Origin of the sequence: Paenibacillus sp. 2TAB19, from assembly GCF_052115185.1 — a bacterium.
GTDB lineage: Bacteria > Bacillota > Bacilli > Paenibacillales > Paenibacillaceae > Pristimantibacillus.
The window spans coordinates 16,303-32,578 of sequence record NZ_JBFRGE010000044.1 but is presented as its reverse complement, the minus strand read 5'-3'; the positions used below and the strand labels follow the sequence as shown (position 1 = coordinate 32,578).

At 51.8% G+C, this 16,276-nt stretch carries 13 protein-coding genes; all 13 read left to right on the top strand.

Going from position 1 to position 16,276, the window contains the following annotated elements; genetic code table 11:
• Window positions 1-147 precede the first annotated feature (147 nt).
• Window positions 148-1,002: a YwmB family TATA-box binding protein gene (locus tag AB4Z33_RS19265; protein ID WP_442051472.1), complete on the top strand. Its 855-nt coding sequence runs from the start codon at window positions 148-150 to the stop codon at window positions 1,000-1,002.
• Window positions 1,003-1,144: 142 nt separating this feature from the next.
• Complete coding sequence (zwf, locus tag AB4Z33_RS19260) at window positions 1,145-2,701, top strand: glucose-6-phosphate dehydrogenase (RefSeq protein WP_442051471.1); 1,557 nt, start codon at window positions 1,145-1,147, stop codon at window positions 2,699-2,701.
• Window positions 2,702-2,748: 47 nt separating this feature from the next.
• Window positions 2,749-4,335, top strand: a complete 1,587-nt coding sequence (locus AB4Z33_RS19255; protein ID WP_442051470.1) for a peptide chain release factor 3 — start codon at window positions 2,749-2,751, stop codon at window positions 4,333-4,335.
• A gap of 221 nt (window positions 4,336-4,556) precedes the next feature.
• Window positions 4,557-5,465, top strand: a complete 909-nt coding sequence (locus tag AB4Z33_RS19250; protein ID WP_337102737.1) for an ABC transporter permease — start codon at window positions 4,557-4,559, stop codon at window positions 5,463-5,465.
• 21 nt (window positions 5,466-5,486) lie between these two features.
• A complete protein-coding gene (locus AB4Z33_RS19245; RefSeq protein WP_442051469.1) occupies window positions 5,487-6,380 on the top strand; it encodes a carbohydrate ABC transporter permease in 894 nt (297 codons plus the stop codon).
• A 35-nt stretch (window positions 6,381-6,415) separates the two neighbouring features.
• The gene (locus tag AB4Z33_RS19240; protein WP_442051468.1) at window positions 6,416-7,933 is read left to right on the top strand and encodes an extracellular solute-binding protein; all 1,518 of its coding nucleotides are present in this window, start codon (window positions 6,416-6,418) and stop codon (window positions 7,931-7,933) included.
• A gap of 34 nt (window positions 7,934-7,967) precedes the next feature.
• A complete protein-coding gene (locus AB4Z33_RS19235; RefSeq protein ID WP_442051467.1) occupies window positions 7,968-10,244 on the top strand; it encodes a helix-turn-helix domain-containing protein in 2,277 nt (758 codons plus the stop codon).
• Complete coding sequence (locus AB4Z33_RS19230; RefSeq protein ID WP_442051466.1) at window positions 10,237-11,076, top strand: PIG-L deacetylase family protein; 840 nt, start codon at window positions 10,237-10,239, stop codon at window positions 11,074-11,076. Before AB4Z33_RS19235 ends, AB4Z33_RS19230 begins: the two co-directional genes overlap by 8 nt.
• The gene (locus tag AB4Z33_RS19225) at window positions 11,073-11,900 is read left to right on the top strand and encodes a PIG-L deacetylase family protein (RefSeq protein ID WP_442051465.1); all 828 of its coding nucleotides are present in this window, start codon (window positions 11,073-11,075) and stop codon (window positions 11,898-11,900) included. Before AB4Z33_RS19230 ends, AB4Z33_RS19225 begins: the two co-directional genes overlap by 4 nt.
• A gap of 174 nt (window positions 11,901-12,074) precedes the next feature.
• Window positions 12,075-13,094 (top strand): LacI family DNA-binding transcriptional regulator, encoded by a 1,020-nt coding sequence (locus tag AB4Z33_RS19220; RefSeq protein WP_442051491.1) that lies wholly within the window; start codon window positions 12,075-12,077, stop codon window positions 13,092-13,094.
• Between the two features lie 21 nt (window positions 13,095-13,115).
• Window positions 13,116-14,282 carry a Gfo/Idh/MocA family protein gene (locus AB4Z33_RS19215; RefSeq protein ID WP_442051464.1) on the top strand — a complete coding sequence of 389 codons (1,167 nt, stop codon included), beginning with the start codon at window positions 13,116-13,118 and terminating at the stop codon, window positions 14,280-14,282.
• Window positions 14,283-14,352: 70 nt separating this feature from the next.
• The gene (locus tag AB4Z33_RS19210; RefSeq protein WP_442051463.1) at window positions 14,353-15,075 is read left to right on the top strand and encodes a ThuA domain-containing protein; all 723 of its coding nucleotides are present in this window, start codon (window positions 14,353-14,355) and stop codon (window positions 15,073-15,075) included.
• Window positions 15,076-15,136: 61 nt separating this feature from the next.
• On the top strand, window positions 15,137-16,237 hold the full coding sequence (locus AB4Z33_RS19205; protein ID WP_442051462.1) for a Gfo/Idh/MocA family protein: 1,101 nt from the start codon (window positions 15,137-15,139) through the stop codon (window positions 16,235-16,237).
• Window positions 16,238-16,276 lie beyond the last annotated feature (39 nt).

Genomic DNA, 16,276 nt, shown 5'->3' with positions numbered 1-16,276 from the left:
CATTACTTTTGTAGAAACATAAGAATTAATAAGCATTATATTCACCTACGGGCGAAAGCGCATGGTTGTTTACCTAGATTAGGCCGAAAAGTGAAAGCAACGATTCCGTTTGTGGAAGCTATCAAGCGATAATGGAGGTTAGTGAACATGCTAGCAGCGTATGAAAGCTATCAGCCAGCCAGCAACAGTAATAGGAATCCCAGCCTGACGAAGGTGAAACATGCGAATAAGCGAAAGGGAGGCAAGCGAGTTGCAATCTTGGTACTGCTTATTTGCTCGTTGTGGGCGATCTGGCAAGCGCAGCATCAGACGAGAGTGGCTCCTGCCCGGCAGATGCTGCTGGACGATCTAGGCTCGCTATGGGACATGAGCGATGCTGACATGATTGGCGGATCGGGAGGAGCAACGTGGACGATAAGGTGGAACCTAACGGCTCGGGACGGTACGATGGCTTCGCTTGAGCGTGCGCTGTTCACGGACGCGGCAGGCAATCCGTCGGGCAGAACGGCAGACCAGAACGGGAGGTCTGTTATGGGCGTGCTGCCGAATTACGGAGGTAAAGTGACACTATCCTTAATTGCTTCAACCGTTGAAAAAGAGCAGATCATGCTGCTCTATGAATCGGAGCAGGCGAGCGAATCTGGGGGCGTGCAATTAACGAAACACGAGTTAATACGGGCAGCGGATGCCGTATCTTCAGAGGTAGAAGTATTCACGGACGAATATGAAAACAGTATGAATGTGAAAGGGTTCACGGGAAACAGCGACGCGCTTGACCGAATTTCTCGTCTTGCCGCAGCTAAGCAGGTTGATTCCTATGTCGATGGTGGAACGGTTAGTGATACTTTTTTCACAGCCAAATTGAAAAATGAGGTTATTGTCGATAACGGGCATCGGGCCAACCTCCAGATCGCGGTTCATCGCAGCACGGAAGAGCAAAAACTGGAGTTAGTCGTTGGCGTACCTGTTATTACCGGCGACTACAGTATAGGCAACGAATGAAACGGCACGGGAGCGCGGATTGATCAGAACAATTTACGCTTCTTATTAGTAATTTTTATGAGCTGTCGAATAGCGGATTGATGTTACATATGATAAACTACTTTAGATGCTGTATAAAAATTCATAGGAAAGAATGGGACCAATGACATACAATAATGCTGTTGAATCTGTCTCCTCAGAAGGGGCCGTATACTATCTGTTCGGAGCAACCGGTGACCTGGCACGGCGCAAGCTGTTCCCGGCGCTATTCAGTTTATATAAAGAAGGCAAGCTGTCCGAGAACTTTGCAGTGGTAGGTCTTGCGCGCCGCCCTCGGACGAATGAGCAATTCCGTGAAGACCTATATGAATCGATCGTTGAATTCTGCCGTTACAAAGCAGACGATGCGGAGCTGTGGAGCAAGTTCGCCGAGCATTTCGTATACATGTCGCTGGACATTAACAATGTGGAAGGCTTCCGCGAGCTAAGCCGTTTGTCGGAAGGACTGGATGCGAAATTCAACATTCCAGGCAACCGTTTATTCTACTTGGCGCTGGCGCCGTCGTTGTTCGGTCCGGTTTCGTTCAATCTTCGCGATGGAGGTCTGCTGGAATCGAAGGGCTGGCATCGCGTTGTGATCGAGAAGCCTTTCGGCTACGATCAGCCTTCGGCGCAGAAGCTGAACGAGCAAATCAGCCAAGTGTTCAAGGAAGAAGAGATTTATCGCATCGATCACTATCTCGGCAAAGAGATGGTGCAAAATATTCAAGTGATCCGCTTCGCGAACGCATTTTTCGAGCCGTTGTGGAACAATAACCATATTGCCAACGTTCAAATTACGTTGTCCGAAACGGTTGGCGTCGAAGAGCGCGGCGGTTACTACGATAAATCCGGCGCATTGCGCGATATGGGTCAGAACCATATGCTCCAAATGCTGACGATGATCGCGATGGAGCCGCCTAGCCGCTTGCATGGCGAAGATATTCGCGACGAGAAAGTGAAAGTGCTTCGCTCGTTGCGCGAATATGCATCCAGCGACGATGTGCGCGCGAACGTGGTTCGCGGCCAATACAGCGCGGGCTCGATGAAAGGCAAGGAGTTGCCAGGTTACCGCGAGGAAGATTCGGTTGGCGAGGAATCGACGACGGAAACGTATTTCGCGGCGAAAGTATTCGTCGACAACTTCCGCTGGGCCGGCGTTCCGTTCTATATTAGAACGGGCAAACGTCTCCCGGTGAAAACAACGGAAGTCGTTATCGAGTTCAAGTCGATGCCGCAGAACGTTCTGTTCGCGCAGCGTCATGATCTAGCGCCGAACCTGCTCGTTATTCGCGTTAACCCGCTTGAGGGCATATATATTAAAGTAAATGCGAAGACGCCGGGCGAGAACAATTCCGTTCAGCCTGTTGCTATGGAGTTCTGCCAAAGCTGCCAGATCGGCATCAATACGCCAGAGGCGTACGAGCGCTTGATTCACGATGCGGTTCGAGGTGATTCCACTTACTTCACGCGTTGGGATGAAGTATCCCAAGCTTGGACGTTCGTCGATAAGATCGCGCAAGCATGGCGCGAGGAGAAGGGCGACTTGAAACACTACCCGGCAGGCTCGTGGGGACCGGAAGCGGCAGATCAGTTGCTAGCAGAGGAAGGTTTCCGCTGGTGGCCGGTTAACGGCCAAGAGGAAGATAATGTGATTTGGGTGTCGAACAGCGGCAAGTAAACCGTTTTACTGCTGCCGTAGCGACACATAATGAAGGGAAGGCAAGCATGAGTAAAACGTTAAGCGATGAAATACAACAAGAAGTGGACAAACGGCGTACATTCGCAATCATTTCCCACCCTGACGCCGGTAAAACAACTTTGACCGAAAAGCTCCTCTTATTCGGGGGAGCCATACGGGAAGCGGGCAGCGTTAAGGCGCGGAAAGCAAGCCGCCATGCAACGTCCGACTGGATGGAAATCGAGAAGCAGCGCGGTATCTCCGTTACGTCCAGCGTGATGCAGTTCGATTACCTTGGACATCGAATTAACATTCTCGATACTCCCGGTCACCAAGATTTTAGTGAAGACACGTACCGGACGCTTACGGCAGCCGACAGTGCGGTCATGTTGATCGACGTCGCCAAAGGCGTCGAGGCGCAGACGATCAAGCTGTTCCAAGTATGCCGCAAGCGCGGTATTCCGATCTTCACCTTCATTAACAAGCTGGACCGCGAAGGGCAAAGTCCGTTCGAGCTCATGGAGGAGCTGGAGCGGGTGCTTGGTATTCGATCTGTGCCAATGAACTGGCCAATCGGTATGGGGCGTGAGCTATGCGGTGTCTACGACCGTACAAAAACGCAGGTCGAGCTGTTCCAAGGCAATGATCATTCAACAATCGAGGTCAAGAAGGTCGGCGATTACAATGATCCGGTCATTCGCGAGATGGCTGGCGACTACCTGACCGATCAGCTTATTCAAGACTTAGAGCTTCTTGACGTCGCTGGCGATCCGTTCGATTACGAGAAAGTGCAGCGCGGCGAGCTGACGCCTGTCTTCTTCGGAAGTGCCGTTAACAACTTCGGCGTGCAGACGTTCCTGGAGAACTTCCTGCAGCTGGCTCCGAAGCCGACGTCGCGCAATAGTACGACGGGCATCGTCGAGCCTACGAATGAGAAGTTCAGCGGTTATGTGTTCAAGATTCAAGCGAATATGAACCCTGCTCACCGCGACCGGATCGCGTTTCTGCGTATTTGCTCGGGGCGTTTCGAGCGCGGCATGAGCGTTCGCCATGTGCGCAACGGCAAAGACATCAAGCTGTCGCAGCCGCAGCAATTCCTCGCGCAGGACCGCGATATTGTCAACACCGCTTATCCGGGCGACATTATCGGCTTGTTCGATCCGGGCATCTTCCGCATCGGCGACTCGCTGTCGCAAGGCTCGGAGATTGAGTTCGATGAGCTGCCGACGTTCTCGCCGGAGATTTTCTCCAAGGTAACGGTGAAGAACGCGCTGAAGCATAAGCAATATCAGAAGGGTATCGATCAGCTGACGGAGGAAGGCACGATTCAAGTGTTCCATTCGACGGGCGGCTTCGACGAGACCATTCTGGGCGTAGTCGGACATTTGCAATTCGAGGTATTCGAGCATCGGATGCGCGCGGAGTATGGCGTAGACATTCAATTGCATCGGATGCCGTTCCAGTTCGCGCGTTGGATTATCGACGACAACATCGATCCGTCCAAGTTCCGCATTAACACGACGCTCGTGAAGGACAAGAAAGGCAACTACGTTGTCCTCTTCGAGAACGAATACGCGATGCGCACGGCGATGGACAAAAACCCGACTTCGAAGTTTTTGGAAACAGCTCCTTAAACGATCTATAAATACATGACAAGCATCCCATGAAGGGATGCTTTTTTTTATATTCAAATTGCGGTAGGTGGAATATCATGTTAGTTTTATGTTAGAAAAAATGACGTATTTAGGACGAGTTGTACCAAAATCCATGAAATCTGAACCGAATCATTGAATCGGAGACTATATTGTGACCTCAACATGACGTTATCATAACGTTGTGAAGGGGGTGAAACCAAATGGCGTTTCGAGAGATTATACGTAATCGCGTCTTGTATTCGCTCGCGGTTCCGGGTTTGCTGGTGCTCGTTATTTTCTTTTATTTACCGATGTTCGGACACGTAATCGCGTTCAAAAACTACAATTACTTTGACGGGATTTGGGGCAGCCCATGGACGGGACTCGATAATTTCAAGTTCTTTTTCGGGGGAAGCGATTGGCTGCGCGTGACGTTCAACACTCTTTTCCTAAATGCGCTGTTCATTACGTTCGGGCTTGTTATTTCTGTCATGCTCGCTATTTTTCTTAACGAGATCCGGCAGGCCGTATTCAAGCGAATCACGCAGTCGATGGCGTTTCTTCCGTTCTTCGTATCGTGGATGGTCGTAAGCATGATGCTGTTCTCCCTGCTCAATACTTCGGATGGATTAATCAACCGATCCTTGAAGGAGCTTGGCTTGGATGCGGTGTCCTGGTACAACATGCCGCACTATTGGCCGGCGATCTTAACGGTAATAAGCGTATGGAAGACGGCAGGTTATCAGGCTGTTATTTATTTGGCGGCTATAACAGGCATTTCGCCGGACTACTACGAAAGCGCGCAAATGGACGGGGCCACGAGACTGCAGCGCATAAGGTATATTACGCTGCCGCTGCTTCGACCGACGATCATCGTGCTTACGCTGCTTGCGATCGGCCGTATCTTCTACGGGGATTTCGGCATGATCTTCGGACTCGTCGGCGACAACGGCGTTCTGTACGAGACGACGGACGTCATCGACACGTATGCGTACCGCGCTCTGCGCCAGTTAGGCAACTTCGGCATGTCATCGTCGATCGGACTGTATCAGTCCGTGCTCGGGCTGGTGACGATATGCGTATTCAATTGGATCGTGCGGAAGATAGACAAGGATTCGAGCATTTTCTAGAAGGGAGGAGGGCTATACGTCATGTTAAGCTCCATTAAACACACAGGTGCCTCCGACAAACTAATCATAGCTATCGTATATTTGACGGTTACGTCGTTTGCGTTGTTTTCATTTATTCCGTTTTGGCTCGTTATCGTTAACTCATTCGCCTCCGAAAGCGTGCTTGGGCTGCACGGCTTCAGCCTGCTCCCGAGCAAATGGTCTCTCGACGCTTACCGTTATTTACTTACAGGCAATCAAATTTATTATAGTTACGGTGTTACGCTCTTCGTTACGGTGGTAGGGACCGTGCTTGCCGTGCTCATCACGGCGATGTTCGCCTACGTGCTAGCCCATCCCAAAGTAAAGTACAAAAACCATCTCGCTTTTTTTACGTATTTTACGATTTTGTTCGGTACGGGTCTTGTCGGCTTCTATATCGTTATTTCGGTATGGCTGGGACTTAAGGACAGCATATGGTCCATGATTTTGCCGTCGCTCATCAATCCGTTCTATACGTTCATATTGGTTTCATTCTTCCGCACGCTGCCGTTTGAAATCTATGAATCGGCCGTTATAGACGGAGCGGGCGATTACCGGATCTTCTTCCGAATCATGTGGCCGATATCGATACCGGCGATCGCAACGATCAGCTTGTTCTATGCGATCTTCTACTGGAATGATTGGTGGCTGGCGCTGCTGTTCGTCGATAATTATAAGCTTCAGCCGCTGCAGCTCATGATTCGGCAGCTCATTTCCAACTTAAACATTTTGTCCTACATTCAGGGCAGTCCCGGCGCATACGGAGGCGGCTTGCCGAATCAAGGCGTGCGGCTGGCGACGGTCTGCTTGACGATCGGTCCGATCGTGTTCCTGTATCCTTATATTCAGAAGTACTTCGTAAAGGGTTTGACGATAGGTTCGGTGAAAGGTTAATACATTGTCGGGAGATCCCCGTGGAGGTTATCGATATGAAAAAATGGCTTAAACTTAGCGCGATGCTGCTAATTACCGCATTGCTCGCAGCGGCATGCTCGGGCAATACCGGGGAGAAGTCCGATAACGGAGAAAACGGACAGAAGGTTTCCTCGGAGCCCGTGACGCTTAAGATCGTCATGCCCGGCGACCGGCCTGCCGACATGGATAAGGTAATCGCGGAAATCGAGAATAGAATAAAAGGCACGCTCAACGTGAAGCTCGATGTGATCTTCTCCTCCTGGTCGGATATTCATCAAAAAACGCAAATTATGCTCACGAGCGGCGAACAGGTCGACTTGATGTTCGAAGCGCCATGGATGCATCTCGACAGCATGGCTTCGGCGGGTTACTATGAACCGCTCGAGGACTTGCTTAACGAATACGGTAAAAACATATTAGCGGCACGCCCGCAGCAAATGTGGGATGCCAACAAAATCAACGGCCAAATACTCGCGATTCCGCTAGGCAATTCCTTTTATAAGCCTACGACCTATTACATTCGGAAAGATTTGAGGGAAAAGCTCGGTCTGCAGCCGATGCAATCGTACGATGACATTGTCGCTTTCGCCAGAAAAGTAAAGGAGCAGTTCCCGGACATCATTCCGATGACCCCGCAGACGCAAATCCCGATGTCTGAAGTGCATTTCCGCTTAGCGCAAGGGACGGACGTTATGATGACGCCTATGCTGACTGATTTTATTTTGTACCGGGCACCGAATTCGCCTGTTATCCGAAATATGCTGGACGACCCGAGCCCGGTCATTTGGAGCGCGATCGAGAATGCCCGCAAGCTGTACCAGGACAAAATTATTAATCCCGACGTCATGGCGATCAAGGATCCGGACAATTGGGTGACGACTCATCCTACGGCGGTTTATTTAGCGACGGACTTCGGCTTGAAGGCGGACCTGGCGAAGAAGCTGCTGGCTAACTTGCCTGGCTCGGAGCTTGAATCGTATACGCTGTTCGACCCGACGGTGGGAAAAAATTCGTCAACGTTCAAGCAGTGGAATTTCATGACCGTTCCGAAATCGAGCAAGCACAAAAAAGAAGCGATCCAATTTCTCGACTGGGCGAACGCCTCTCAGGAAAATTATGATCTTCTCGCCTATGGAATCGAGGGTGTAAACTGGGAAGACGCAGGGGATCAGCAATACAAGATGCTGACGCCGGATAAATATCCATGGTTCCCTTACGATTGGATATGGAATCCGAAATTCGACCGTCTTGATGCCAACCAAGAGCCGGCGGCTATCGATCTTAACCGTTTCATTATGAATGCGGACAACTTCACGGTTGATGTTCTGACGGGCTTTAACTTCGATACGAGCGCCGTCCAGAACGAGCTGTCCCAATTTTACGCGCTGGAGAACCAGTATTTGCTTCCGATCTACAATGGAGCGGTCGATCTCGACACGTACTGGAAGGAATTCGCGGAAAAAGCCGGACCGGCGCTCAAAAAAATTCAAGAAGAAGGACAAAAGCAAATTGACGCTTTCTTGAAAAAATAACGTCCAGACGAACAGAGGGAGAAGGGACAAAGCGATGCGTAAATATATCCAAGCGGAGGCTTATCTGCACGTCTTTCTTATTTTGGTTATTTTGTTTAGCGCGGCCGTCATCCCCTTCTCCTTCTACCTGTCGAACCAATATTCCGATTACGCTTCGCAGGAGCTCGAACGCAATGACCGCTATAAGCTGGAGCAGACGAAAGAAAATCTGTTATTCACCTTCGATCGGCTCAAGCGGGTTACGCTGAGTCTGTACGAAGAACCGGAAATTCGGACGTGGATCCAATTGCGGGAAGAGAATCCGTTCGCGCTCAACGCCATGGTGCAACTGCTGAAGAAAAGGCTAGTCAACGAGCCATATATCGAATCTGTCATTTTGTATAATACGAATCTAGGGCGAGCATTCGACTATCAGACCGGCATGCTGCCGGCTAACGAGACCATGCAGGAAGCGATGGAAAGGCTCGTTCAAGGCGATTCGCCGAACTATTTCCGCATAACGAAGCTGTTGTTCGAAGGCCGGGAAGGACTCGCCATCTCGCTGCCGTTCGGGCTGGAGAAAAATACGCCTAGGAGCTTCTTGGTCATAAGGCTGAATGACGATGCTATACAGAAATCCATGCTTCAGCTGAATAAGGATAGCGGCGTATTCATTCACGTTGCGGACGGCAACGGCGATTCCATCATCGGTCAGTCGGACGAGGCGCTGCACGATCAACTGCGCGAGCAGAGGAAACTGCAACATAAAGAGACGTTCAGAACGAGCGTCCAAGGCAGCAAGTGGATCGTATCCTACGACCTGGCGGGAATCGAAGACTGGACGATTTATTACTCGGCGAGGATGGACGATTGGTTCCGCAATGTGGAATCGTTCAAACATAAAATTTTGTATTCGTTCTTAGGGCTGCTGCTATTGTTAATTGCGATTTTGTTCTGGAACGCGCGAAAATACCATCGTCCCGTCAGCTTGCTGGCAAGGCAAGTATCCAGCATGTTCGAAATGGCCGCCGAGGGCGGCTGGCGAAGAAGGCTGCTGCCGAAAGCTGAAGTTCATCAGATTCAACAAGGGTTCGGCATACTCTCGGAGAAGATCGAGCAGTTGAATCAATCCGTTCAAGACGGGCGGCTAAGGCTGAAGGAAGATGACCTGCGCGAGTGGGTGAACGAGGGCAGGCTGGAGGACGCTGCGCGCAAACGGCTGCAGGAAGTAAGTACGATCTTGGACTATCCGTACATCGTTCTGGCCGTATGCAGAATTGATTCGTATATGGCGTTATCGGAGAAACATGATTTCTCCTCCCGCAAAACGCTTAAGAGCATGATCGTTAATATTGCAAGCGAAAGCGTTGCTGCGCATAAGGCATGGAAGGTTGAAAGCGTCGATTTCGGCGGCAATCATCTCGTCTTTCTCGTTGGCGTTCACGCCGAGGACGAAATGAAAGACCTTCGATTCTATTTCGTAGAAATTAACGAAAGTGTGCAGAAATGGCTCAAGCTTAATCTAACCGTTGGTTTAAGCGATTTGCATCAGCCGGATTGCAACTTGAAGCTTGTTTACGACAAAGCGTTCCAGCTTGCAACGCTTAGCTTCATCGATGGGAACAGCCGAATATACCAGGAAACGGATTACGAGCATGAGGCGACAAGCATGATACCGTTAACGGATGAAGCGATACCGCCGGGGCTTATCGACTCCATACGTCTCGGTCAGACCGATAAGGCGATGCGGCTGTTGGACGAAGCGGGAAGCAGGCTGCGCCAAATGTCTTACGACGAATGCAAGCTGCAGCTGACGTTCCTCATCTATCATTTGTACAAAGCTTTCGGGAAAGTAATGAATTCATCCGGCATGAACGGCATCCGAGCGGAACTGGAACGATTCAACACGCTGGATGAAGCGATGGAGAAGCTGAAGGGCGAGACGGAGGCCATTATAGTCAGCTTATACGAGCGGCGGACGGGTGAGAGGCGCGACGAGCGCGTGGAGGAAATGCTCCATTACTTGAAGGTGAACATTCACAATCCGATGTTGACGATCGATGAAATGGCTAACCATGTCTCGTTATCGGTCAATTACGCCCGCACCCTCTTCAAAGAACGAACGGGAATTACGGTAGCAGGCTACATTCTGAATGAACGCATACAGCTCGTCAAATATTTGCTCGTGCAGACGGACAAGACGATCGCCGAGATTGCTGCCGAGTCCGGCTTCCAGTCGAGAAGTACGTTTTTTACGGTATTCAAAAAGGAAGTAGGCGTTACTCCGAGCGATTATAGGTCGAATTTGAGGGGAGCTGTAATGAATGGCTGAATCATTGAAAGTAATCGTCATATTCGCGCATCCTGACGAAGGAGAGAAGTATGCCGGGGGCACGTCGGCGCTTCTCGCAAGGCGCGGACATGCGGTGAAGTTTCTGTCGTTGACGAACGGGGACGGAGGACATTTCGAAATGTCGGGCGAGGAGCTCGTGCAACGCCGGGCAGAAGAGGCGAAGAAGGCGCAAGCGGCCTTAGGGATTGCTGAATACGAGATTCTAGATAACCATGACGGATCATTGCTGCCGACGCTTGAGCTGCGCAACGCCATTATTAAGCAGATTCGGGAGTGGGAGGCGGATGTCGTTATAACATTCCATCCGGAAGGGGGCGCCCATGCGGACAATCGCTATGCAGGCAAGGCGGTAAGTGATGCAGCTGCTTTCGTCTCATTGGTTAAGAACGTCGTGCCGGATACAAGAAGCTTAGATAAGCCGCCGCTTTATTTGATTATGCCGGACTATTCCATGAAGAAGAGATATCGCGCGGATGTCGTTGTCGGAATCGACGGCGTGCTCGAGAGCAAGCTGCTTGGCTGCGGTGCGCATGAATCTCAGTTTTTCGAATATCAGCCATGGACGAAAGGAAGATTGGATGATGTGCCCGCGGCCTGGGAAGGTAGACGGCAGTGGCTGCTGAGAGACATAGCGGATTTTCTTCACGTTTCGGGAGAGATGACGCCTTCGCTTGTGGAATTGTACGGGGAGCAGAGGGCAAGCGGATTTCAGTATGCGGAACCATTCGAGCTGGCCTCATACAATTCGGGCGAAACAGGAGAGCGAGTCCGCTTATTTATTGATAAGTTGGCGGAGGAGGCTAGCGTGTGAAGGACGTTATTCGAGTTATTATCATTGCCGCGCATCCGGATGAACCCGAAATTTACGCAGGCGGCACGACGGCTTTGTTGGCCGAGAGGGGCCATCAGGTGAAGTATCTCTCTTTGACCAATGGGGATGCGGGACACTACGAGATGTCAGGCGAAGCGCTTGCTGGGCGCAGAGCATCCGAAGCGATAGAGGCCGCAAGGTATTTAGGCGTGGCGGAGTATGAGATTCTGGGCAACCATGACGGATCGCTTCTTCCGACTTTGGAGCTGAGGGAAGCCGTCATTCGGCGCATTCGTTCCTGGAAGGCGGACATCGTCATTGCCTTTCATCCGGAAGGAGGGACTCATACCGACAATCGATATGCGGGACGGGTCGTAGCCGACGCTTCCGCATTCGTAGCCAAAGTGCCGAATATCGTTCCCGATACGCCTTGCTTGGATGAACCGCCGCTGTTCCTGCTAATGCCGGATTACTCCATGCGCGCATCGTACAAAGCGGATATCGTCGTCGATATCGGCTCAGCGCTTGAGAAGAAGCTGTTGGCTTGTCATGCGCATGCCACGCAATTCTATGAGTTCGCGCCGTTCGAGCAGGGGATGGCGAAGCCGGTGCCGCAGGATTGGGAAGGGAAGAGGCAGTTTATATTGGAAGGCTGGTCGACGTTCTTCCGGGTATCGGATGAAATGCAACCGGCGCTTAAGAGGGATTACGGCGTGGACGATGCGGAAAAGGTTAGTTTCGCAGAGCCGTTCGAATTCGCGGACTATAACGCGGGAGAGCTTTCGGAGCGGCAGTTGGAGCTCGTTTCAAGGCTGCGCGGCTAACAGGCATAAGAGACCGCTGGGGTGATTAACCCGGCGGTTATTTTTTATGTCTATTAAGACGACGGATAAAATTAAGCCAATAAGTTTATTGACGATAAACCGTTTTCATGCCATAATGTACGCGTGTACATTAATAAAATTTTACAGCAAAAATGAGTTTACGGGAGGCTAGCGATCATTAGCAGGAAAGAAGTAGCGAAGCTGGCCGGCGTCTCGGAGGCGACCGTATCTCGTGTCCTTAACAATGTTGGACCTATGAAAGAGGAGACCCGCGAACGGGTGCTGCGAGCCGCGGCGGAGATCGGTTATGTGCCGAATGCGCTGGCCCAGCAGTTCGCAAGAAGGAAGAGCGGCAACATTGGCGTCATTCTGCCATTCGTGCCGAAGGTGCATCTGTTCTCCACTTACTATTTCTCGGAAATATTAAGCGGAATCGGCGAGACGGCTAAGCGCTGCGGTTACGATCTGCTGCTTATTTTCAGAGAATACGGCGGGGAGAGAGACTATGCCAAGCTGTTCCGTACGCAGAAGATTGACGCATGCATCGTGCTTGGCTCGGAGAACGTGCCAGAGGAGCGGGCTGCGCTCGCGGAATTGAAGCGTGAGGGATATCCGTTCTGCTTGGTTAATCAGCGATATGACGAGGAATCATATGCAACAGTCGATTCTGATCATATTGCGGGAAGCATAGCTGCGGTGAATCACCTGATAGAGCGCGGACGAAGCAAAATCGCATTTCTGAACGGGCCGGAGCAATACTCGAATAGTACGGATAGGCAGCAAGGCTACGCGCTTGCGCTCCAAGAAGCAGGTATGCCGGTAATCGCGAATCATATATTCGTAGGCAACTATAGTCGCAAGARCGGTTATGAGCTGGCTGAGCGCATCGGCAAGGCGATAGGAGAAGGTGCAATTGATGCTGTATTCGCAGCCAATGACCGGATGGCGATCGGCTTAATGCAAGGGCTGCGCGAGCAAGGGTATGAGACAGGCCGTCATTATTCGCTTGTCGGCTATGACGATTCGGACAGTTCTAGAATTATAAGTCCGATGCTGACGACGGTAGCGGTCCCTTTTTATGAGATGGGAAGAAGGGCTGCCGCAAGATTGTTGGATGCGGAATATAAGGCAGACGGCGCGGATGGCGAGCTTGAGCTGCTGCCCGTACGCCTGATTGCAAGGGAAACAACTTAATTCATGAGAGGCGGTATGAAAATGGAAAAAATTCGTGTAGGTATGGTTGGCTACAAGTTCATGGGCAAGGCGCACAGCAATGCGTATCGCGCGCTTCCGATGTTCTTTCCGAAGTCGGTGGTGAAGCCGGTTATGGCGGCGATTTGCGGACGCGATCCGGAAGGCGTCGAGCAAGCCCGCGAGCAGTTCGGCTGGGAAAGCGTAGAGACGGATTGGAGACAACTCGTTAAGCGCGACGATATCGACCTCATCGATATTAATGCGCCAAGCGACGCGCACAAAGAGATCGCGCTTGCGGCTGCCGCGGAAGGCAAGCACTTGTTCTGCGAGAAGCCGCTTGCGCTGACGCTCGAGGACTCCCGCGAGATGCTCGAAGCGGCAGAGAAAGCCGGCGTTAAACATATGGTTGGCTTCAACTACCGGTTCTCGCCTGCGGTACAGCTTGCGAAGAAACTGATTGAAGAAGGCCGCATCGGCAAGATCTTCCACTTCCGTGCGATGTTCCTGCAGGACTGGATCATCGATCCGAACTTCCCGCTCGTATGGCGTCTGCAGAAGGACATTGCCGGTTCGGGATCGCACGGCGACCTTGGCGCGCATTTGATCGACATGGCTCGTTTCCTCGTCGGCGAATTCAACGAAGTCATCGGCATGAGCGAGACGTTCATCAAGGAACGTCCATTGGCATCGGCTATGACGGGACTTAGCGCCAAAGGCAGCGCGGAAGGTCCTCGCGGCGAAGTGACGGTTGACGATGCTACGTTGTTCATGACGCGCTTCGAGAACGGTGCGCTCGGAAGCTTCGAAGCAACGCGCTTCGCTGCCGGACATCGTTGTACGAACGGCTTCGAGATCAACGGCAGCAAAGGCAGCATCAAGTTCGATTTCGAGCGCATGAACGAGCTTCAAGTGTACTTCACGGACGATGCAGAGGACGTACAAGGCTTCCGCCGCGTACTGGCAACCGATCCTGCGCATGCCTACATGGATGCTTGGTGGCCGGCAGGACATACGATCGGCTTCGAGCATACGTTCACGCATGAGGTGCTTGAATTCATGCAGGCGCTTGCCGAAGATCGTCAGCCTGTACCGAACTTCAATGACGGCGTGAAATGCCAAGAGGTACTTGAGGCGGTTGATCTGTCGATTGCGCAGCGTCGCTGGGTATCGATTAGCGAATTGAAATAGGGTTGTATCGAAAGCGAAAGAAGAAGACAAGAAAGCAGCTAAAGAGGGCTAGAGAGAGCGAGGAGTTAGCATGAAGAAGGCATTGATCGTATGGGGCGGATGGGACGGCCATCAGCCGAAGGAAGTCGCTGGTATTTTCCAAGAGGTGCTTGAGAAGGAAGGCTTCGAGGTTGAAGTATCCGATAAGCTTGAAGCGTTCGAGGATGGAGAGAAGTTGAAGGCGCTTGATCTTATCGTGCCGGTATGGACGATGGGGCGCATCGATCAGAAGCTCGTGGACAACGTATCGGCTGCCGTTCAGAGCGGCGTCGGTCTTGCAGGCTGCCACGGCGGCATGTGCGACTCGTTCCGCGAAAATGTAGACTGGCAGTTCATGACGGGCGGACAATGGGTCGCTCATCCAGGTAATGATGGTGTGGAATACGTTGTGAACATGCGCAATTCGACGAGCGCTTTAACGGAAGACATGGAAGACTTCACGGTGAAGTCCGAGCAATATTATTTGCATGTCGATCCGGCTGTAGAAGTGCTTGCTACGACTCGTTTCCCTATTACGCCTGGGCCGCACTCGCTTAACAAAGCGGTTGACATGCCTGTCGTATGGACGAAGCGTTGGGGCGTAGGACGCGTGTATTACAATGCGCTTGGTCACCAAGCGAATATCGTCGAGATGGATTCCGTTAAGGAATTGATGCGCCGCGGCTTCCTATGGTGCGCGGAAGGCAAGGCAAAGGCTGTTGCTGCTGGCGTAGAAGGCGGAGCGTACACAGGTATGCAGGACAATCAGCTGTAGGACTACGGTAAGAAGCAATTCATTATTCATAATCATGATATGGGACGAGGGACGAAGGAACATGGAGAAGATTAAAGTAGGCATAATCGGTACGGGCAACATTAGCGGCATTTATTTGCAAAACGGAAGCAAATTCGATTCTATGCAAGTAGTAGCATGCGCCGATCTAGACGTGGAGCGCGCAAAAGCTAAGGCTGAAGAGCACGGCATCAAAGGTTATTCCGTCGACGAGCTTCTTGCCGATCCAGATATTCAAATGGTCATTAACTTGACGATTCCGCAAGCCCACGCTTCCGTTAACTTAAGAGCACTCGAAGCAGGTAAACATGTGTATGTAGAGAAACCTTTCGCGGTTACGCGCGAGGAAGGTCTTGCGGTGCTCGAGCTTGCCCGCAAGAAAGGTCTATATGCAGGAAGCGCGCCTGATACATTCCTTGGCGGCGGCATCCAAACGAGCATTAAGCTGATCGAAGATGGCTGGATCGGCACGCCGATCGGCGCTACGGCATTCATGGTAGGCGGAGGCCACGAATCTTGGCATCCGGCTCCTGAGTTCTACTACCAGCACGGCGGCGGTCCGATGTTCGATATGGGGCCTTACTATCTGACTGCGCTAGTCGCGATGCTTGGACCAATTAATCGCGTAACAGGCTCGGCGCGTATTTCCTTCCCTGAACGTACGATTACGAGCCAGCCGAAATACGGGCAGAAGGTGCAAGTTGAAGTGCCGACGCATATCGCAGGCGTAATGGACTTCGCTTCCGGCGCTATCGGCACGCTGCTTACGAGCTTCGACGTGAAAGGCGGTTCGCGTCTTCCATGTATCGAAGTATACGGCAGCGTGGGCACGATGCAAGTTCCGGATCCGAACGGCTTCGGCGGCCCGATCTATATTAATCGCCCTGGACAGAAAGAGTGGAAGGAAATCCCTCTTGCCCATGGCTACTCCGAGAACGCCCGCGGCGTCGGCGCAGCCGATATGGCGAAAGCGATTCTTACCGGCCGCAAACCGCGCGTTAGCGGCGAGCTGGCTTTCCACGTGCTTGAAGCGATGCATGGTTTCCATGACGCATCCGAACAAGGCGTGCATTACAAGATGAAGAGCAGCTGCGAGCGTCCCGCTCCGTTGCCGCTTGGACTTCAACCGTTCTGCTTGGACTAGTCGTTCATGACAAACAAGGGCCGCTCCCAATCGGGAGCG